Origin of the sequence: Hahella sp. KA22, assembly GCF_004135205.1 — a bacterium.
In the GTDB taxonomy this organism is placed as follows: Bacteria; Pseudomonadota; Gammaproteobacteria; order Pseudomonadales; family Oleiphilaceae; genus Hahella.
Genome location: NZ_CP035490.1, coordinates 4,496,305 through 4,518,634, shown reverse-complemented (window position 1 = coordinate 4,518,634; position 22,330 = coordinate 4,496,305). Strand labels below are relative to the sequence as shown.

Sequence of the window (22,330 nt, the reverse complement as noted above, 5' to 3'; positions counted from 1 at the left end):
TCCACCTCTCCCCAGTATCTTGCGTAAGCCATCATCGCCGTTGAATAGCATTATCCCCAAGCGCCGGTGATGATGCGGATTTCTAATTCCCCCCGTCACCCATAACTCAACGCAGAAAACAACTCTCTTCCCATGTCATCTGATGGGCGGCGGCCGTGCATCATGCGTTTGTTGTTGAGGACGGCGATGTCGCCGTCGCGCCAGGGGATGTCGCGGGTGTGGAGGTCGTAGAGGGATTTGAGTTCTCCCATCAGCCAGTGGGGGATGGGGGAGCCGTCGTCCATGGTGATGGTCTGGCCTGGGTAAGGGCCGGTTAGGCTGTTGGCCAGGGCGCGGTGGCCGCCGGGCAGTTGGTTGTAGACGTAGGTGGTGTAGCTGAAGTCGAGCTGGTTGTCTGCGTTAAGCTCTATTCGCACTCCTTCAAGGCCGTTGAATAATTTTTCCAGATGATCGCGGTTGATCTCCTCCACCGGTATGTCTTCGTCGATCATGAAGGCCACGAATACCTTCCAGAACATTTCCGGGAACAGGCGGTGATAGATAAAGCGCACGTTCTCGATGAAGGTGCGGCTGGTTTCACTCAGGGCGCGCCATATCTCCAGGCCGTCGCAATAGGTGGTCTGGCCGCGATCGCCGGCGGCGCGGCGGCAGTAAAACCAGATGTAGTCCGGGGTAAACGGGCTGTTGCTATGTTCGCTGTGCAGCTCGATGCCCAGCGTTCCCGACAGTACGCGCTGTACGCGACGGTCGTAGGATTGCCGGGTGGGGTCGAGTATCAGGCGCGAACTGAATTTCTCCGCAAAGTCGCCAAAACGCTCCGGCGTCGCCTCAAAGCCGCGAAACAGCGCCACGCCTTTTTGCTCCATGGCGAAATGAAAGTCGTCGGCGCTCACGCTGTCGAGCGTGTCGCCCTCCTGCGCCTGCACCAGATAGCCGGTGAAGGCGAGGAGGCGATCTGGCGCTTTACTCCGGGCGGTGGGAATGCGATGAGTGATGGGTGAGGTTGTGGTCATGCTGTCTGCTCCTTCCGTTCCGTCGTCATGGGAGTAAAGGACTCCGCCTGCTGGAGATGCGCCAGCAAACGAGTGGCCAACGTTTCAACATTGGGCGGTTGCACCATGGTCTGGTGCCGACCAGGAACGTACTCCACCTCCACGCCCCGTTGCGCCCACTTGGACCAGCCCAGACCGGGATCGTCCGGGCATACGGATTTCGCCAGATGCTCCTCCCCGAGAGGGCGGAATAGCGTAATCTTGCCGTTGTACGGCTGCGGCTGATAGGACTCCACTGCATGGTAGTTCAACTTGCTCACCTGCAGAATGCGACGCGCCTGCTCCAGGCTGAATCCCTGGGGCAGCGCCTGGGCCTCCCGGGTGGCTTGAATGGCCGCCTGCAATTGTTCTTCCGTGGACAGGCCGCGCAGGGTGTCCGGGTCCACATCCGCAATGCCGCCCAGCAGCGAGCTGATGATTTCCGCATCGTCGTGGGCTTCGAATCCGCCATCGAACACGTCCGGCGAGTAAGAGTCCAGCAGACCCAGGAAGGCGACCTCACGACCCCGCGCCTGCAATACGCGGGCGACCTCGAATACCGCCACGCCGCCGAAGGACCATCCCGCCAGATAAAACGGTCCGGTGGGCTGACGCTCGCACAACGCGTCGGCGTAATACGCCGCCATGTCCGGGATATTGTCGAAGGGGAGCTGCTCCGGCTCGATGCCTCGGGCCTGCACTCCAATAAAGGGACGTTTTTCTCCCAAACTGGCGGCCAGATGGTAATAACACAGCACCGTGGCGCCGGTAGGGTGCACGCAGAACAGCGGCGGATGTTCGCCGCGGGCGGTCAGCGTCACCAGCGGCGACCAGTCTTCAGGGTGGGCTTTGCGGGCGCTGCGCACCTGCTCCGCCAGTTTCTCCACGGTCGGATGCTGAAACAGAGTGGTCAGGGGCAGGGCGACATGAAACTCCTGCTGAATCGCGCTCATCAAGCGCACCGCCAACAGAGAGAATCCGCCCAGGGCGAAAAAGTTGTCCGTCACGCCCACCGGGCTGCGCTCCAGCAAACGTTCCCAGATGCGCGCCACGCCCAACTCCACGTCATCGCGCGGCGCGACAAATTCATTTTGCGATGCGGCGGCATGCATGCCTTCCAGGGCGGCGTAATCCGTCTTGCCGGAAGGCGTCAGCGGCAGCGCATCCAGCGGAACCAGCAGATCAGGCAGCATGTAAGGGGGCAGGCGCTCGCGCAGATAGGCCAGAATGGCTTCCGTCTGCAACTCGCCTTTTTTCGCCGTGCGCGCCAGCACCACATAGGCCAGCAGACGGCGCTCCGCCTCTTCGCCCTGGGCGACGACGGCGGCTTGTTGAATATCCTCCCGGCTCAGCAGTTGGGTTTCCAGCTCGCCGGCTTCGATACGGAAACCGCGCACCTTGAACTGACGATCCGTTCTGCCGAGCAAATCCAATGCGCCGTCCGGACGCCAGCGCGCGCGGTCGCCGCTGCGGTAATAGCGCCTTGGCGCGGATAACCCGGGCAGCGCCAGCTCCACGAAACGGGCGTCGTTCAGTTCTGGACGGTTATGGTAGCCCAGGGCCAGGCCAACGCCGGAGATCAGCAGCTCGCCAGGCACGCCTACCGGGCAGGGACGGTCCAGCGCGTCGACCACATGGCACTGCATATTCTGAATCGGCTGGCCCACATCCGGCGGCAGACCGCTGTACACCACTTCGCCGAGAGTGGCGCAGACCGTCGCCTCCGTGGGACCGTAAGCGTTGATCATCAGGCGGCCCTTGCTCCATTTCGGAACCAGATCCGCCGGACAGGGTTCCCCCGCCACCACCAGGGTTTGCAGGCCGGGAGCAGCGTCCTCCGGCAGCAGCGCCAGAGACGACGGCGTCAGAGTAATGTGGGTGACTTCAAACTCCTGTAGCGCCTGAGCCAGATCCGGTCCAGGCATGATGCGGTCGCGGGGCGCCAGCACCAGACGGGCGCCGGCGCACAGAGCGGTGAAGATTTCCGACACTGCGGCGTCGAAACTGAATGACGCCACCTGCAATACCCGGCTGTCGCTGCGTAATCTGAACGCCTTGATATGCGCTTCCAGCATGTTGATCAAGCCGCTGTGATGCAGCAAAGCGCCTTTGGGCGCGCCGGTGGAGCCGGAGGTATAGATCATGTAAGCGGCGGCGTCAGGGGCGGGCGCGTAATCCAGAGGCCGCGGCGACTGCTGGCGCCAGGAGGTGATATCGTCGAGATAAATGACGGAGCCGCCGCGATCTTCCAGCACCTCAATGAAGGGCGCATCCACCTCCGGACTTTCCACCAGGAACAGGCGACAGCCGGAGTCTTCCGCCATATAGCGCAGGCGCTCCGCCGGATAATCCGGGTCCAGCGGCAGAAAGGCGCCGCCGGCCTTCAGCGCCGCCAGCAGCGCGATCACCATATCGCAGCCGGGGCGGCAGCAGACGCCTACCAGGCCGCCTTTTTCCAGACCGGAGATTTGCAGCTCCCGCGCCAGTTGATTGGATTGTTCGTCCAGCATGCGGTAGCACAACTGCACGCCGGGCGTCTGCAGCGCGATATGCCCACCGTAGCGGGACACCACTTCGCGGAACTGGGTCAGCACATTGGCGTTGGCGGGCGTCGCCTGCTCGGTGAGGTTGAAACTGGCCAGCAGACTCCAGTCGCGGGTGGTGAGCATGTCCAGTTGTTTCACCGGTAGGTCCGGCTGCTCCAACGCCATGGTCAACACTTGCTGCAGGTGCTCGGCGAACAGTTCGATGCGATGCAGATGAAAGCGCGACTCGTTGTAGGCGATAGAGAAACTGAGCGTGCCGGCCCGCTGCAGCAGATTCACGGTGACGTCGTTGTTCAGGTTGGCGGGCAGCTCGCCGTGCAGGGCGTCGTAATGGGCCGCCACGTCGAACAGCGGGCAGTGGTGACGCCAGGACAGACCAAAATCTTCCGCCATTTCCCGCCACTGATAATGCTGATGCTGATAAGCGTCCAGCAGCTGCGAGCGGGTTTGCAGCAACAGGGTCTTGAACGACGCCTCGGGATCAATGTTGTTGATGATGGGCAGAGCGTTAACAAAGTCATGCCCGGCGCCGTTTTCCTCCCGTCGCGCCGGCGAACCGGTGACCAGCGTCTCGACGCCGCCGAAGTCGCCATCGGAAGAAAAGGCCTGATTGTAACGCTGCAGGCACAACTGCACGCCGGCGGTGACGATCGTGTAAATAAGAAAGTGCCCGCCTTTGCTGACCTTCATGATGAGGTCGTAAAGATGGCTGTCCAGCGCCAGACCGTATATCTGATAAGACTTGGGACCTTTATGGGGGAGGTCGTAATCGCGAGGCAGGTTGCTGGGACTGATGGCCTTGGTCAGGGATTTGCGCCAGTAGTCCCTTGCCGCGAGTGAGTTTGCGTCAAGCAGAAAACCGCTTTCTTGTTGCGCCATGGTCTTTCCTTATTTTCCTTGTTCCGTTCATGAGAGTCTTATTGTTATGGTCGCCGACCGCGCAACCGCACTAGAAAGCAAAGCTCTCCAGCGCGTCCTGGCTGACTGTCTCGTTACTTCTATGATGGATATTCGCCATAAAAGCGTCATCCGTGGTTTTTTCCAACAATAGAGTGCGCATGCGCTGCAGTATCGGCGCGGGAATCGTCTTCAACGTGGGATCGGCCATCTGCGCCTTGATGGTGGAATTGAACAAGGCCACATAGTCGATCACCTGCTTGCGGGTATAACCGCGACGCTGCAGATAGAAAGTAGACCATTGTTCGAATCCGTGCTGGGGCAACCAGGTGGAATTGCGAATATCGAAGAACAAACGCTCCACCCAGTCGCAGGCGGTTTCACTGTTCATGGTGCGGTGGCGCCAGGAGAAACCGTTGCCTTCCAGGTCGTACTCCTGGCGGTTTTTCCAGATGGGCGTCAGCGGATCGCAGTACCACAACTGGGCGCGGTAGAAGTCCGGCTTGCTTTGCTCGATCAGGGATTGCGTTTCCCGAATAGTGTCTTCGGTTTCGCCGGGGAAGCCGACAATCAAGCTGGCGTGGGCGGAAATACCGGCAGCCTGCAATTGCGGAATCGCCTCGGCGAAATTACGCCGGCGCGCGGTTTTATTCATGTTTTTGAGCATGGTGTCGCTGCCGGATTCAATGCCCAGAAAGACCCCTTCGCAGCCCGCCTCGCGCATCAACTGGATGGTTTCATAATCCCCCTGATCGCTGCGGTAAAACGAATTCCAGCGGAAGCCGTACTGCTTGCGGATCATCAGGCGCAGGATTTCCTTGAAGCGCTTTTTCGGCACGTTGAAGGTGTCGTCGAGAAAGGTGAGGGTGTCCACATTACCCAGCGCGGCGATACGGTCCAGCTCCTGCTCCACCAAGTCCGGCGCCAGGGTTTTGTAAGCGCCCGCCCGTTGCGGAAAGCCGCAGAACGCGCAGCTGTAGGGACAGGATTTGGCGGTGCGCAGAGAAATAAACTGGGACAGCTGATCCGGCGGAAACAGGCCATAGTCGACGGGGTTTTCCTCCAGAGGGTTGTACTCCGTCTCCACCAGGGTACGGGAAAACGGCCGCAGCAGGCTTTTGGGATCGCGGATGGCCAGATTGGCGACGCCGTCCAGGGGCTCTCCTTTTTGCAGCGCGCTGATGATATGCGCCAGCGCCTGTTCGCCCTCGGAGCTGATCACGTAGGTATCCGCCCCCAGGTATTCAAACAGACTGGCCAGCTCGTCTGCGTTGCGCACCTCCGCCTGACCGGAGATATAGGGCCCGCCGACGATGATATGGGCGTCGCTGTGCTCGCGGACGAACTTGATCACTTCGATCATGGGCTGCGGCGACACATACAGCGTGGTGGTGACCGCTACCGTGCGCACCTGACCGCTGCGCAGTATGCGGCGCATCTCGTCTTTTTCCTGTTGAAACAGGTTGACCCAGTCCACGGTGAAGCCGCGCCGGCGCAGGAATGACGCCAGATAGGTCACCGCCGGCCAGAGAAAGTCGAGGTTGTTGAACTGTCGATGGGACTGGCCGGCTTCGTCATAGATATGGTTAATCAAATCCAGCGCCGTATACGGCTGCCCCTGATGCTCCACAAAGGCCAGCCGCAGGTCGCGCCAGGCGCCGCCGTGATTATCGACGGAACGCACCATCTCCACGTGTTCGGGAGTGGGCGGCATATTGGTTCCGACAATCAGGCAATCGATCATATCCGCTTTTCCTTCCTTGTTAGCCCGCCGCGTCACCGCTGTTTGCCGGCGGCGGGTCTTTATTGTTATTGGCTCGCGCTGGACATCTGTACTCAGCCGCAGAGACCTGTTCAGGTCGCTTAGAAATCCTGCATAAATTTAAAAATCAAACTCCTCCGCCGCGTCCGCTTCGCCGGTGGCGGGCTTGCCATCCGCGCCGGCCAGGGACAGCAGACTGTCTCCGGGTCGTTGCGCGGCGGCGTCCAGCAGATGCTGGTAGTGCTCCTGCAGCGCGGCGATTTCCTCCGCCGTAAAACGCTCCCGGTCATATTCGAAGACAATACGCACTTGCTCCGCCTGGGCGTTGACGGACAACACCAGATCGTATTTGGCGGAGCCCCGCTGTCCCGGCAGATAGGACACTTCCAGATCGTCCAGAAAGCCTCCTTTGGGCGGCGCGGCGGACGCCGGCGCATCGCCGTTCTGGAAGTCGAACACCACCTGGAAGATAGGCTGGCGGCCCGCCACTCTGGGGGATTGCAGCGAACGCACCAGCAGGTCGAAAGGCAGTTCCTGATGCGCCTGGGCCTGCAGGGTTTTATCGCGCGCCTGAGTCAACAGTTCCAGGAAGCTGGCGCTGGCGTCCAGACGCAGCCGGATCGGCAGCGAGTTGACGAAGAAGCCGATCAGACTCTCCAGTTCCTGGCGATTGCGGTTGGCGACCGTGGTTCCCACCACAATGTCCGACTGCCCGCTGAGACGCTGCAACAGGGCGGCGAAGGCGGCGAGCATGGTCATATAGAGCGAGCTGCCTTGCTGGCGATTGAATTCCTGCAACGCAGTCACCGTAGACGCCGGCAGATCCTGCACCGCCAGGGCGCACAGACCCGCCGCCTCGCTGTGGGGACGACGGGGCAGGCGGATGGCCTCTGGCGCGTCCTGCAGCTCCTGACGCCAGTAGTCCAGATGCTGCTGCACCCGTTGCGGCGTGAGCAGGCGGCGCTGCCAGCAGGCGAAGTCCGCATATTGCAGCTGCATGGGCGGCAAGCCGGCGGCGGAACCGGTGCGCCGGCTGTGATAGAAGGCCTGCAATTCCCGCACGAACACGCCGTTGGACCAGCCGTCGAAGATAATGTGATGCATGGTCGCCAGCAGCACATGGCGTTGCTCTTCCAGCTTCACCAGACGAATGCGCAACAGGCGATCACTCTTCAGATCGAATGCATAGTTGGCTTCCAGGCGCGCCAGTTCGCGGACCTGTTCGGCGCGCTCCGGCTCCGGCAGCGTGGACAAATCGAAGAAGCGCCAGTCCGGCGCAGTGTCGCTGTGGACCTCCTGCACCGGCGCGTCACCCGCCATATGAAAACGGGTGCGCAACACCTCATGACGGGCGATGATGTCGCGGAAACTGTCATGCAGCGCCGGAGCGTCCAGGGGGCCTTTCAGTTCCATGGCGAGAGGCATGTTATATCCCGCCGCGGCGCCTTCCAGTTGATGCAGAAACCACAAGCGCTCCTGGGCGAAGGAAAGCGGCGGCGCGGCGGGACGGGTCTGCGCGCATAAGCGCTCGCCATCATCCGTAGCAGTGGGAGCCAGCGTCGCCAGTCTTTCCGCCAGCTCGGCGATACTGGGATTTTCGAAGACGTCTCTGACTGTGGCGTCCACGCCCAGGCGTGCGCGAATGCGGTTCAACAGGCGGGTGACCAGCAGGCTGTGCCCCCCCAGCTCAAAGAAATTGGCGCGAATATCGATATGCGGCAGCGCCAGCAATTCGCTCCACATATCATGCAGGCTCCGCTCCAGGGCGCTGCGCGGCTCCGCCAGCAGTTCCGGTACGTCGCTCAACGCGTCCGGCGCGGGCAGGGCGCGGCGGTTGATCTTGCCGCTGACGGTGACCGGCATTTTTTCCACAGTCAGGATGCGGGCGGGCGCCATGTAATCGGGCAGACGTTTGCGTAACCAGGCGCGCAGGTCGGCCACGTCGAACCCGGCGACCTGGCGGGGCTCCACATAGGCCAGCAGGCGCATGCCGGCGCCGTCGTCCCGGGCGATCACCGCAGCGGCCTTGACGTCTTCATGGCTGTTCAGCACCGCCTCCACTTCCCCGGGCTCCACCCGGAAGCCGCGGATTTTCACCTGTTCATCAATGCGCCCCAGATACAGGAAATCGCCCTGTGCGGTGCGGCGCGCCAGATCGCCGGTGCGGTACAGGCGCTGACTGATCTCGCCGTGGGAACTCATGAGGGTGGTGGTGATAAAACGTTCAGCGGTCAGGTCGTCACGACCGACATAGCCCTGGGCGAGGCATACGCCGCCAATATAAAGCTCGCCGGGCGCGCCGGGGGGCGCAGGTTGTCCCAGTTGATTGAAAATATGCAGTTGCACGCCGCACAGAGGGGCGCCGATGCCGGGCAGGACAGGCCAGCGGTCAGGCTGATCATCCAGTTGCAGGGCGCTCACCACGTGGGCCTCGGTGGGGCCGTAGTGGTTATGCAGGCGACAGTGCGGGCGCTGCCGGAAGAAACGACGCACTGGCGCGGAGATCTGCAACTGTTCGCCGGCGGTGACCACATCGCGCAGATTGTCGCTGACGATGGCGTTGTCGCCGGGCTCGTCCTCGGTCAGGGTCTCCGCCAGTTGCTGCAAGGCGACGAAAGGTAAAAACAGGCGCTCTACCCTTTGTTCCCGGATAAACGCCATCAAGGCGCGCGGGTCCTGCCGCAAGCGGGGCGGACACAGCACCAGCGAGCCGCCGCAGGCCAGAGTGGCGGCGAATTCCTGAAAGCAGACGTCGAAGCCAACGGCGGCGAACTGCAACGTGCGCGCGGGAGCGCTCAAACGGGGATGTTGACGATGCCAGACCACCAGATTGCTCAGTGCGCGCTGGGGCATGGCGACCCCTTTAGGCACGCCGGTGCTGCCGGAGGTGTACAGAATGTAGGCGATGCAGTCCGGGTCCGGCAGCGGCGGCGGTTCCGCGCGGCGACGGGACAGTTGCGTCCACAGTTGCGGCAGCGGCGCGATGGCGCAGGGCGCGTCCTCGCAACCATGCTGCGCGTTCACTGTCACCAGCAGACGCGGAGCGGCGCTGTCCAGCATTTGCCGCACCCGGGGCAGAGGAAACTCGGGATCGATGGGCGTGTAAGCGACGCCCATTTTCAGCGCCGCATATTTGAGCACGAACAGCTCGGGACTGCGGGGCAGCCAGAGCGCGATCACATCGCCGCCCGTCACGCCTTGTTCCCGCAGCCAGTCCGCCGCCTGATTGGCGAGACGGGCGAACTCTCCGTAGCTGACATGGGAGTTGAGCCGGGACCATTCCGTCAGCGCGCCGGCCTGGGGACTCCAGCTCAGGGCTTCCAGGTCCGGAGTGCGCTCGCATTGATCCTGAATCAGGGCGGGCAGAGGCGTCGCCCCCTGGGCCGGCTGGGCGGGAATTTCCGCCGGGGCCGCAAGAGGCAGGCTTAACACCGGTTCATCCGGGCGGTTGACGCATAGCTCCAGCAGGCCCAGATACACCTCCAGCATGCGCTCGATGCTGGCGCGGTCGAACAGGGTGCGATTGTAGACCGCCTCGCCGTGCATCCGTCCCTGGGACTCGGTCAGGGAGAACAGCAGGTCGAAGGCGGCGCGCTGCTGGCGAATCGGGAACGGGGTGATTTCCAGTTCCGGCGTTTCCCGCGTCACCGTGGGCGCGTTCTGCAACACGAACATCACCTGGAACAACGGGTTGTGATTGAGGGCGCGGTCCAGCTCCAGCGACTCCACCACTTTGTTGAAAGGCGGGTCCTGATGCTCATAAGCGTCAAGAGAAACGGTTTTAACTTCCTTCAATAACTCATTGAAAGTAAAGTTTTCCTTGCTGCGAATGCGTAGCGCCAGAGTGTTCACGAAGAAGCCGATCAGCGGCTCCAGCTCGGGCCGGGTGCGGTTCGCCACCGGCGCGCCGATGACGATGTCGCGCTGGCGGCTGTACACCTTCATCAGGGCCGCGAAGGCGGCGCAGCTCACCATGAACAGGCTGGCGCCGGCGGCGTCGGCGAAGCGGCGCAACGCCGCAGTGAGGCCGCTGTCGATATGAAAGGGCAAGGTGTCGCCGGCGAAATCCGCCTGCGCCGGGCGCGGACGGTCATGAGGCAATTCCAGCAGGGGCGGCGCGTCCGCCAGTTGCGTGCGCCAGTATTCCAGTTGCCGCTGCGCCTCCGGCCGCTCCAGACGCAAAATCTGCTCGGCGGCGTAGTCGGCGTATTGCAAGGACAGGGGCGGCAGACTGAGCGTCGCCGCGGCGTCCAGGGCGAAGGTTTCCGGGTTGATGGCCTGATAGAACGCCTTCACTTCGTTAAACAGAACGCCAATGGACCAGCCGTCGGAGATGATGTGATGCATCGCCAGCAACATGACATGGCGACGCGGCGCCAGCCGCACCAGCAGCACCCGCACCAAGGGGCCGCGACTCAGGTCGAAGGGCGTCTGCGCCGCTTCCACGGCCAGCCGTTCCGCCTCCGCTTCCCGTCGATCCGTTGGATGGGACTCCACGCTGACCTGGAGAAATTCACAGGACAGCTCCGGGTGAATGCGTTGATAGGGCGCGCCATCCGCCCCCAGAGCCTCGTCTTCATGGAAGGTGGTGCGCAGAATCTTATGGCGCGCGGAGGCGCAGGCGAACGCCTCCTGCAAACGATCCGCATGCAGTTCGCCATTAATGCGCACGGTCATGTGCAGATTGTAGGCGCTGCTGCCGCCGTCGATCTTGCTGAGGAACCACAGACGCATCTGCGCCGGCGCCAGGGAAGCGCGGCGGGCGCCGCCGCTGGGCGCGCGACGGATGGCTTTTTCCGCAGGGGTCTCCATGGCGGCGACGCTGCGTTCGCGCACCAGGGCGGCGAGTTCCGCCACATGGGGACACTCGAACAGATTGCGCACGGTCAGACCGGCGCCGAAGCGCTGGTTGAGGCGGGCGATAATCTGGGTCGCCAGTAGCGAGTGGCCGCCCAGTTGAAAGAAATTATCGCGTACGCCGATAACCTCCTGTTGCAGCACTTCCGCCCATACGTCGGCCACCGCCTGCTCAAATCCGTTACCGGGCGCCACGTACTCGGTTTCACGGGCGCTGCGCTGGGGAATCGGCAGCGCCTTGCGGTCGGTCTTGCCGTTGGCGGTCAAGGGGATGGCGTCCAGTGTAATGATCGCCTCAGGAACCATATAGCCAGGCAGGCGACGCGCCAGCCGTCGTTTCAGGTCATCCGCATCGATGCTGCGTCCGGGCGCCCTCACGACATAGGCGGCCAGGTAGGGACCCAGGCTGTCGTATTTGATCACGGACACCACGCAGTCTTTAACCAGTTTCTTATCATTGTCTCGTAAGCTGTTGATACATGATTCAATTTCGCCCAGCTCTATGCGAAAGCCCCGCACTTTCACCTGCTGGTCGATACGCCCCAGATACTCCAGTTGATCGTCGCTGTTCACCCGCACCAGATCTCCGGTGCGGTACAGACGCTCGCTGAGATCGCCGGAAAACGGGTTGGCGATGAAGCGCTGGGCGGTCAGCTCCGGCTTGCCCAGGTAGCCCCGGGCCAGACCGCGGCCGCCGATCAATAATTCGCCCGCCACGCCGCGGGGAACCAGTTGCAGGTTCTCGTCGATGATATGAATCAGGGTATTGCTGATGGGGCGTCCAATGTTGGCTTTGCCGCCGGGGCGTCGCAGGGCGCAGGTGGAGTAGGTGGTATCCTCGGACGGCCCGTAGAGATCATAGACGTGGCGAATGTGGGGCAAGGCGTAGAGCTGCTCCACCAGTTCCTGCTTTAAGGGCTCGCCCGCCAGATTCACCGTGCGCACCTGCGGCGGCACGGCGTTGGCCCGCAACAGCGCCTGAATGGCGGAGGGCACGGTATTGATCAGACTGACTTTGGAATAGGCGTCCAGATCGCCGGCGCGCTCCGCCAGCGCGGTCATGTTGTCCGCCAGATGGACGCGGCCGCCGCTGCACAGGGTAACGAAAATCTCAAATACCGAGAGGTCGAAGCAAATGGACGTGGTGGCCAGCACCTCTTCCAACTCTTCCAGATGGTATTGGGTCTGCGCCCAGTGAATCAGCGCGCCGACGGAGCGATGCTCAATCGCCACGCCTTTGGGCAGGCCGGTGGAGCCGGAGGTGTAGATCACATAGGCCAGATTGTCCGCGGCCACAGGACGCTGAGGGTTGCTGTCTTCACAGTCCGCGGTCAGGGTTTCCAGGTCGTCCAGCATCAGCGTGGCGACGCCCGCTGGCAGCCGGGCGCTGGCGGCCTGCTGAGTCAGGGTCAGTCGCGCGCCGCTGTCCTCCAGCATGTAGGCGATGCGTTCAGTGGGGTAAGCCGGGTCAAGCGGCGCATACCCGGCGCCGGCTTTGAAGACGGCGAGCAGGGCGACCGTCATGTCCAGAGAGCGGTCCAGGCAGACGCCGATGCGGTCCTCCAGCTTGATCCCGCGCGCGATCAGCAGATGGGCAAGGCGGTTGGCGCGACGGTTCAGCTCGCCATAGCTGAGAGACCGACCGTCCCGCATGACCGCCGTCAGCTCGGGATGCAGTTCGGCGTGGCGCTCGAACAAATGATGAATGCACAGGGTATCGGGGTAAGGCTGCGCCTCCAGAAACAAGCCGCGGCTGAGTTCGCCATACTGGTCGCGATCCAGCATGGGTAGCCCCATCACGGGGCGCTGCGGCTGGTTCAGCGCCGCCTCCAGCAGCGTCAGATACTGGCGCGCCATACGCTCTACGGAGTCCTTGTGCAGCAGCTGCGAGCGGAACCAGAAGTCCAGATGGAAGCCGTTGGCGTCCTCTTCGCCGTACACCTCCAGGTCAAAGCGGATCTGGCCGGGCTGCGGCAGGCGCAGCGGCGTCACCTGCACGCCTTCCAGTTCGAATGCGTCCATGGGCGCGTTCTGCAGCACGAACAACAACTGGATCAACGGCGGGAAGCTGAGATCCCGCTCAGGCTGCAGCGCCTCCACCATGCGCTCAAAGGGCAGGTCCTGGTGATTGTACGCGCTGAGGGCGGTATGTTTGACCCGGCGCACCAGATCGCGGAAGTTGGGATCGTCGGACAGATCGCAACGCAGGGGCAGGGTGTTGACGAAGAAGCCCACCAGGGCTTCCACATCCGCCTGATTGCGATTGGCGATCAGACTGCCCACCACCACATCCTGCTGGCCGCTGAGACGGCCGATCAGCACATTGAAGGCCGCCAGCAGCACCATATACAGGCTGGCGCCGGACGCGCCGGCGAAATGTCGGGCCTGATGCGCCAGACGCGCGGGCAGATCGATGCGCACGTAGTCCGCATCCGGCGACGGCTGCTGGGTGCGAGGATAGTCCAGAGGCAGATTCACCAGCGCGGGAGCGCCTTGCAACTGTTGACGCCAGAAGTCCAGTTCCTGCTGCAACAGATCGCCCTGCAGGCGCTCCCGCTGCCATACGGCGAAATCCGCATACTGCAGCGCCGGCGGCGGCAGTTCGCAGGGGCGATGGCGCAGGGCGGCGCGGTACAGGGCCGCCAGCTCCCGCACGATCACGCCCACGGACCAGGCGTCGGCGATGATGTGATGAATGCACAGATTCAGCCAGCTCAGACTGTGAGAACGGCTGCTGTCCAACTCCACCAGGGTGGCCCGCAGCAGCGGCCCCTGAGTGAGATCGAAGGGGCGGCGATTCTTCTCCACGAAATACGCCTGCGCGCGGGCTTTGCGGGCTTCCAGGTCGCTGTCGGCGAACCACACGCGCTCGATGGCGATGTGCAGGGACGGCAGCACCCGCTGGGTCGGCAGGCCGCCGTCGCTGACGAACAGGGTGCGCATAATCTCGTGGCGGGCGATCAGCGTATCCAGCGCCCGCTGCAGCGCGGCGGGGTCCAGAGGGCCCTCCAGTTGCAGCGCGGCGCTGATGTTGTAGGCGACGTTGTCCCCCTCGAACTCGTGCAGGAACCACAGGCGCTCCTGGGCGAAGGACAGGGGGAATTGATAAATCTGTACGGCGGTGGAAGCTTCGGTCATAGCGGCGTACTTGCTCGTTATTATGTTCTTTGGGTTGTCGTTATGGTTGTTGTCTGTTTAATCCTGTTGTCAGGACGACTCCGCAGCGGCGGGGTCCTGCGTCTCCGGGGTCTGGTTTTCCGGTTTTGGCGCGCTGACGGCGTAGCGTGAACGGTCGACGCGACGAATGCCGCTCTCGGACGCCGGCGCTGCGGCGGTCGCCAGCGCATCCATGGCGGCGGCCAGGTCCTTGAGCACAGGCTTGTCGAACAGCAGCGCCAGCGGCAGATCCCGCTGCAGTCGTCCGCGTAGCTGCGACAGGACGCGGGTGGCGCTCAGGGAGTGCCCGCCCAGCTCCAGAAAATGATCACTGCGGCCAATGGGGCGCCGATCCAGCACCTGACTCCAGATCTCCGCCACCTGCTTCTCCGTTGCCGTCTGCGGGGCTTCGTAAGGCGTTTCTGCGCGCAGTTGCTCCGCTTCGCGCTCAAGCGCCTTGCGATCCAGTTTGCCGTTGGCGTTCAACGGCAGGCGGTCCCGCTCCCGCAGAATGGCGGGAGTCATGTAGGACGGGGCGCGCCGCGTCAGCCATTGGCGGATGTCGTCCAGGTCCAGTGGCGAGTCATCCGCGCTGCGTGGCGTCACAAAGGCCGCCAGCAGCGTGTGTCCGTCCGCGCCCCGTGTCGCCGCCACCGCCGCGGCGCGCACCCGTTCGTGGCGGGACAGCAAGTGTTCGATCTCCGCCGGCTCCACGCGATGTCCGCGCACAGATAACTGGTCGTCGATGCGTCCGAGGAAATCCAGATTGCCGTCTTCGCGCCAGCGTCCCTTGTCTCCGGTCAGGTACACCCGTTCGCCGGGCTTGCAGGGGTGCGCCACGAAACGTGCGGCGGTAAGGTCGGCGCGCCCCCAGTAGCCTCGCGCCAGAGAAGGCCCGGCCAGCGCGATTTCTCCGGCTGCGCCCAGGGGAGCCAGACGTTGCTGGCGATCCAGAATCAACGCCTCGGCGTTGGCGATGGGCTTGCCGATGGGGTAAGGGCTGGGCTCCTGAGGCGCCAGGTAGCAGGAGGTGGCGCACACGCTGAACTCGGACGGCCCGTAGTTGTTTGAGACCTTGATACGGTCGCTGGCGCCGCCGTTGCGAATGCCTTTCAAGGTGTCGCCGCCGGATTGCAGCACGATGTTCTGCAACAGGTGCGGATAGTTGACGCAGGCTTCCTCACACAAGGCCGGCGGCAGAAAGGAGATATCAATGAGCCGGTCATGCAGAAATTGACACAGAGGACCTACATCCCGTCGTATTGCGTCCGGCGTGATGACAATGGTCGCCCCTGCGCACAGCGACGGCAGCGACTCCCATACGGAAGCGTCGAACGCCGGCGACGCCAGCAGGGTGGTGCGCTTGCCCGCGAGAATGCCGAATTGACGGCGGCTCCACTGGATCAGGTTGATCAGGCCCAGATGCTCCAGCATGACGCCTTTGGGCTCTCCCGTGGAGCCGGAGGTGAATATCACATAGGCCAGACTACGCAGCCCACAGGCGCGAGCCGGCGCCTGGGGGCGACGGCTGTTGGGGTCGAGGGCGTCCAGGGGGATGAAGGGAATCTGGCTGTGCTCGCGCCACAGCTTGTATTCGCCCCACAATGCGGCTTCCTCGGCGTCGCCGATCACCAGTTTGCATTGCGCCTGCTGGAACGTGCGCAGGCGGCGCTCCGGCGGGTAGTCCGGGTCTACCGGAACAAAGGCCGCGCCGGCTTTGCCCGCCGCCAGTTCGGCGATCAGCAGGGCGGCGCTGCGAGGCAGAGCGACGCCGATGCGGTCTTCCACTCCCACGTCATAGCGCTCTTGCAGCAACGCAGCCAGAGCGTTGGCGCGTTCATCCAGCTCGCGATAGCTGATGCGACGCTCGCCGTCTTCCACCGCAATGCTGTCCGGCGCAGCGGCGACGGCCTGCTCGAACAGATCCAGATAGCTGTCGCAGGAGGGCAACGGATGCGTCTCGCCATGAAAGGCGCGCAGGCGGTCGTACTCAGCGGCGCCCAGCAGGTCTATCTGCTGCAGCGGTGTGGAGGCCACATCCCCGCTCGCGCCCAGTCCCTGGCGCAACAGGCGCTCATAGTGTCCGCTCAGGCGCTCGACGAAGGCGCCTTCGAACTGCGCCGGGTTGTACAGGTAGCGCATCACCAGCGTCGTCCCCTGCGGGCTATGTTCCGGTGTGGCGGTGACGCCGAAATCGTAGGGAATGTCTTCGTGCTTGCTGATGCTTTCCACCTGAATGGCGTCGCGGAAAGCCCCGTCTGGTTGCGCCGGTGCGGGATAGTTCTCGAAGGCGAACAGATGGGTGAGCAGATCTTTGCCGAGAGGACTGAGCTGTTGCACCTCGCTTAACGGCAGGTACTGGCGCGACTCCGCCTCCAGCAAACGCAATTGCGTGGCCTGAGCCAGTTCGCGCAAGGTGGCGTCGGGACTGATGCGCAAACGCAGCGGCAGGGTGTTGATGAAGACCCCCACCATTTCCATAGTCCCGGGAAGTTCCGCCGGACGCCCTGACACCAGGGTTCCGAACACCAGGTCGTCACAATCGTTGTAGCGGGCCAGCAATGCGCCCCAGGCGGCTTGCAGGATGGCCCCGGGCGTCATTCCCCAGTCCGCCGCGGCCTGCCGCACGCGTTCACTGAGGGGCCTGGGCAGCGCGTGAGTGAAGGTGCGTTTGCCGGCGCCGGCGGGGGCGAGGGTCTGCTGCCGTGGTATCTGGGCGGCCTGATGGTAGTCCTCCAGTTGTTCGCGCCAATAATTCCGGGCCTGGGTTGCGTCCTGACGCTCCAGCCATTGAATATAACGGCTGTAAGGCGGCGGCGCTGGCAAATCCAGCGGGCGCGCTTCGCGCAGGGCGTCATAGATCAGTGTGAAGTCCCGCAACAGCAGGCTCAGGCACCAGCCGTCCATGAGGATATGATGCAGGCTCCACAGCAGCACAAAGCGGTCGTCCGCCAGTTGCAGCAGACGCATGCGCATCAGCGGCTCCCGTTGCAGATCGAAACTGCGCTGACGGTCTTCCGCCTGGGCCTGACGAACCAGCTCCTCCTGAAAATCCGGCGACGCCTTGCGTAAGTCGTTGTAATGAAACTCGCCGACCCGTTGATGCAGCACCGCTTGCAGAGGTCGGGACACTTTCTCGGCGATGAACTGGACGCGCAGGATATCGTGACGCTGGAATAACCGCTCCCAGGCCTGCTCCAGCAGATCCACCCGCAGCTCGCCGCGCAGCCGGTACAGCGCCTGCTCGTGATACACCGGCGCGTCGGGATGCAGCAGGCTTTGATAGAGCATGCCTTCCTGCATGGGGGACAGGGGATACAGGTCCTTGAGGTTTTCCTTTTTTATCATGAAATGATTCCTTCCAGCTCATCCAGGCTGATATCAGAATAGGTCAAATCCGAGGGCGTGACGGTGGCTCCCGCGCAGCCCAGGCAGTGCTCAGCCAAATGCGCTAGTTGTTCGCTCCAGCGGGTCAGCAGGACGTCGGCGTCCAGCAGGGGCCGCGCCCGGTCGATGCAAAGTTGCAGGCGCAGGCGTCCTTCCAGGGCCATGGCGCTGATCTCCAGAGCGCAGGGACGCGGCGCTTCGGGACGCACGCAATCGCCGCTGGGTTCATCGCTGAAGCGCAGGCTGGCGTCAGCGAGAGGCGCGTCGAGCTGCCCCAGATAGTTGAAGCTGATCTGCGGCCGCAGGTTGAAGCGCAGCGCCGCAGCAGCGTCGCCGCCGAATTCCTGCAACAGCGAGTAGCCCGCGCCTTTGCGGGGAACGCGACGCAGGCTCTCTTTCACTGATTTGATCTGATAGGCCAGTTCGCGGTCGCCGGGCAAGGTCAGGGACAGCGGCCACAGACAGGTGAACCAGCCGGCGCAGCGGGACAGGTCCAGATCCGTCTCCAGCAGGTCGCGGCCGTGGCTCTCCATCAACAGGCACAGGTTGACCGCCGTGTTGTCGGAAGGCGCCATGGCGCGGGCCAGGGCGGTGAGCAGCAGGTCTTCCGGCGTGGTGTTGTAAGCCTGATTGGCGGCGGTCAGCAGCGCCTGGGTCAGCTCAGGGTCCAGCTCCCGGGTCAGAGTCAGGGCGTCGCCATAGCGGCAGGGTTCGCTATCGGAGGCGTCGAGATCATGGGTTTCCTCCTGCGCCGCCCAGTAAGGGATGTCCGCCTGCAGTTCGCGACTGCCGCCGAAACGTGCCAGTTGCGCCGCCCAGTGCGTAAATCCGGGCGCTTCCGGCAAGTGCACGGGCTGGCCGTCGCAAGCCTGGGCGTACCCTTGCAGCAGATCATCCAGCAGAATACGCCAGGACACCCCGTCCACCGCCAGATGGTGGGCCGCCAGCAGCAGTCGGTCGCCGTCCGGGCAGCGCAACAGCGCGGCGGCGAACAGGCGTCCGTTTTCCGGGTCCATCGCGGCGTGCAGTTGCTCACCCTGGTGGACCAGCGCAGAGGGAAGGTCTTCGCTGTCCTTTAAATCGATTTCCCGCAGCCGCACTCCCGGCGCGTCGTCCAGGGCCATGGCCTCCTGCATCCAGCGGTTGTCGTCATCCCGCAGAAAACGCAGACGCAGGGATTCATGGGTGGCGTATACCCCGTCCAGCGCCGCCTGAAGCGACGAGGCGGACAAAGGTTGCTCGCTGCGCAGCAGGAGCGCGTGATTGAAGCGGCGCGGATTCTCGCTATGCTCCCGGAAGAAGCGACTCTGCGCCGGGGGGAGGGGAACCGGCCCTTGCGGGGCCGCCCAGTCCTGATCCTGGCGTTGCTCCAGCGGCGTGACCCAGGGCGCCAGCGCCGCGATAGTCGGATTGGCGAACAGGTCTTTGATGGCCATTTTCCAGCCTTCCCGGTGCAGCCGGGACGCCAGTTGGATGGCTTTGATGGAGTCGCCCCCCAGGGCGAAATAGTTGTCGTTGGCGCCAACCTGCTCCCGTCCCAGAATCTCGCTCCACAGATGCGCCAGCAGCGTTTCCAGGGGACTTTGCGGCGCGGTGAAGGCGGTGGTCACGCCGAGGCGCTCGCTTTGCCGCAGCGTCGCCAGCGCTTTGCGATCCAGCTTGCCGCTGGCGTTCAGAGGTAGCGCGTCCAGGGCGACATAGCCGCTGGGCAGCATGTATTCCGGCAAACGCTCTTGTAAGTATTTTCTTAAGGTGTCTGCGCCAACCTCTTGTTTTACAACAATATAGGCAAGTAGCTCGGCGCTGGCGGATTCACTCTCAGGGTTGGGGGCGACGAGCAACGCCGCGGCCTGCTCCACGTCAGGATGGCTGCGCAGATGGGACTCCACGTCTCCCAATTCGATACGATGGCCGCGCACTTTCACCTGATCATCCATGCGTCCCAGGAACTCCAGCGCGCCGTCCAGGGTCCAGCGTCCGCGATCGCCGGTCTTGTAAAAGCGAACCGCACCGGAAGCGGAACAGGGAGAAGAGAGGAAGACGAACTTCTCTCCGTTCAGCTCCGGCCGGTTCAAATAACCTCGACTGACGCCTGCGCCAGCCAGCGCGATTTCGCCGGGAACCCCCGCCGGGACCGGCGCGCCATGGCGGTCCAGCACCCAGGCGCGGGTGTTGCGCAGGGGCTGACCGATGGGAACGCAGGGGGATGGCGGCAGGCGTTTGCTGTCGATCACGTAGGCGGTAGCGTCCACACAGCACTCAGTCGGCCCATAGACATTGATCAGGCGGACGGCGGGCAGGGCCTCGCCAACGGCCTGCGCCAACGCGCTGGGCAGGGCTTCGCCGCCCACCAGCAGGGTGTCCAGCGCCAGTTCGTCGCTGCGCCGCGCCAGCTCCGGCAACCACAGCGCCAGCAGCGTGGGCGTGCAGTCGCTGAGCGTAATGCGTTGCTGAATGAACAGGTCGGTGAGACGGGCGGCGTCCTGCCGCGTCTCTTGATCCACCACCAGCAGTCGGTGTCCGTGCAGCAGGGCGGGAAACAGCTGTTGCACGCTGGCGTCGAATACGGCGTTGGCCAGCAGCGCCACATTGACGGGGCGACTGTAACGGCGGTAGGCGATATCCCAGAGCGCGTCGTTCAGGTTGACCACGTTGCGATGTTCGACGGCGACGCCTTTGGGGACGCCGGTGGAGCCGGACGTGTAGATCACATAGGCGAGCTGGTCCGGGCGCAGCGTCCGCTGCAGCTCCAGTTCCGGCGCGGCTTCCAGATGCTGGGCCGCATCCGGCAGCGCAAGGATCTGCACGGGGGCGCCGGCGTCGATGTCCCGCAGCGCCGCCAGCGTGGCGTTATCCGCCACCATGACGCGCAAGCCGCTGTCGATGATTTGCTGGCGCAGGCGCGCTTCCGGTTGTGCGATATCCAGCGGCAGATAAGCCCCGCCGGCGCTCAGTATTCCCAACGCTCCCACCGCCAGATTGACGGAGCGGCCGGTGCACAGGCCGACGGGCTCGTCGTCGGCGACATTCTGTTCCGCCAGGCGGCGCGCGAGTCGGTTGGCGGCTTCGCGCAGGGCGTCATAACTCAGCTGCGCATCGCCATCGCTGACCGCAATGCGTTGAGGCGAGGCCTGGGCCTGACGTAGGAAGCGGTCAATCAAGGTGTCGCTGTCCGGCCGCCAGGACAGCCCCTCGCAAACGTCCCGCAGCAGCTCCAGACTGGCTTCGGAAAGCAGGGGGATGGCGGCGACCTTAACCTCGATATTACTGCAGAAAGACTCGATAATTGTTTGAAATATAAGTGGAATAGATTCCACATAAGCGGGTTCGTAGCGGCTGCGGTTGTAGATCAGTTTGCCTTGCAGACGCTCTCCGGGCATGAATTGCAGGTCGAAGTCGTAATGGGTTTTTTCGAAGCTGAACACGTCCTCCACGGCGAAACCGAGGTCGGTCTGTTCTGTGGCCCGTTTCACCATCGCATCCACCGGATAGTTCTCCACCGCCATCACCAGATTGAACAGGCCCTGATCCTGACCGGCGAAACCGGCGGCCGCCTGAATTTTAGCCAGGGGATAGTAGTGATGGGGGGCGGACGCCAGATGACGCTGCTGCAGCGTCTGCGCCAGTTGCAGCAGGCTGTAATCGGGATCGACGCGAATCCGACAGGGGACGGTGTTGATAAAGGGCCCCACCATGTTTTCCACGCCCGCCAGATCCGCCGGCCGGCCGGACACCACGGTTCCGAAGGCCACGTCTTCCTGATCGCAACAGCGCGCCAGCAGGGTCGCCACGGTCGCCTGCAGCAGGGCGTTGAGGGTAATCCCATGCTGCGCGCAGAGGCTTTGCAGGCGCTCGGTCTGGCCCCGGCTCAACTGAAAGCTCAGTTCGGCGCTTTCCGGCTGGGCGTCCGGGCGGTATTTGCGAAACGGCGGCTCCGTCGGCTCTGCAAAGCCGTCCATATAGGTCCGCCAGTATTGCGCGGAGGCCGCCTGATCCTGGGCCGCCAGCCAGCGCGCATAGCGGCTGAACGGAGGCGTCGGCGTGAGGTTGAGCTGCGCCTCTGCGTCCTCGCCCTCACACAGGCTGCGATAAGTTGCGAGCAGCTCGCTCAACAGTAATCCATAGGACCATCCGTCCAGCAGGATGTGATGATGGCTCCACACCACTTCCCACAGATCGTCCTCCAGGCGCAGCAGGCTGATGCGCCACAACGGTCCCTGGCTCAGGTCGAAGCCCTGGCGGCGTTCGTTGTCGCGAAAGTGGCGGCAATAGGCGTCGGAACGCAGCGAATCAATGTAACGCAGGTCCTGGCGTTCAATATGCGGAGGCAGTTGGTGCAGTACGATTTGCAGGGGCTGGTCGCTTTGCTGGTGGGAAAACAGGGTGCGCAGCAGATCATGGCGCTGCGCGAGCAGACGCCAGGCCTGCTCAAAGGCGTCCGCGTTCAGTTCGCCCCGCAGCCGCCAGGCGGTCTGCTGAAAATAAGCGCTGGATTCGGGCTCCAGCAGCGCATGAAACAGCATGCCTTCTTGCACTGGCGTCAGGGGATAGATGTTCTTGATGTCCTTCTTGGTAACTGTCATGGTCCTTGTCCGATTCTTGTTGTTCAGGGACTTCTGGATCTGACGCCTTCAGCGACGCGGACTTTGCAGCCGCTGAAGGCGTTTTCCCGCACGTCTTCCCATACGAGCGGA

General features: G+C 63.3%; 6 protein-coding genes. All 6 read right to left on the bottom strand.

Annotation, left to right across the window (positions count from 1 at the left end):
- Nucleotides 1–95: 95 nt before the first annotated feature.
- Complete coding sequence (locus EUZ85_RS19900) at nucleotides 96–1,013, bottom strand: TauD/TfdA family dioxygenase (protein WP_127971220.1); 918 nt, start codon at nucleotides 1,011–1,013, stop codon at nucleotides 96–98.
- Complete coding sequence (locus tag EUZ85_RS19895; protein ID WP_127971218.1) at nucleotides 1,010–4,456, bottom strand: non-ribosomal peptide synthetase; 3,447 nt, start codon at nucleotides 4,454–4,456, stop codon at nucleotides 1,010–1,012. Before EUZ85_RS19895 ends, EUZ85_RS19900 begins: the two co-directional genes overlap by 4 nt.
- A 70-nt stretch (nucleotides 4,457–4,526) precedes the next feature.
- A complete protein-coding gene (locus EUZ85_RS19890) occupies nucleotides 4,527–6,218 on the bottom strand; it encodes a PhpK family radical SAM P-methyltransferase (protein WP_127971216.1) in 1,692 nt (563 codons plus the stop codon).
- Nucleotides 6,219–6,356: 138 nt separating this feature from the next.
- Nucleotides 6,357–14,231, bottom strand: a complete 7,875-nt coding sequence (locus EUZ85_RS19885) for a non-ribosomal peptide synthetase (protein ID WP_127971214.1) — start codon at nucleotides 14,229–14,231, stop codon at nucleotides 6,357–6,359.
- Between the two features lie 69 nt (nucleotides 14,232–14,300).
- Entirely contained in the window at nucleotides 14,301–17,597 is a 3,297-nt protein-coding gene (locus EUZ85_RS19880; protein WP_127971212.1) for a non-ribosomal peptide synthetase, read from the bottom strand.
- Nucleotides 17,594–22,219, bottom strand: coding sequence for a non-ribosomal peptide synthetase (locus EUZ85_RS19875; protein WP_127971210.1), 4,626 nt, complete (start codon nucleotides 22,217–22,219; stop codon nucleotides 17,594–17,596). Before EUZ85_RS19875 ends, EUZ85_RS19880 begins: the two co-directional genes overlap by 4 nt.
- Nucleotides 22,220–22,330 lie beyond the last annotated feature (111 nt).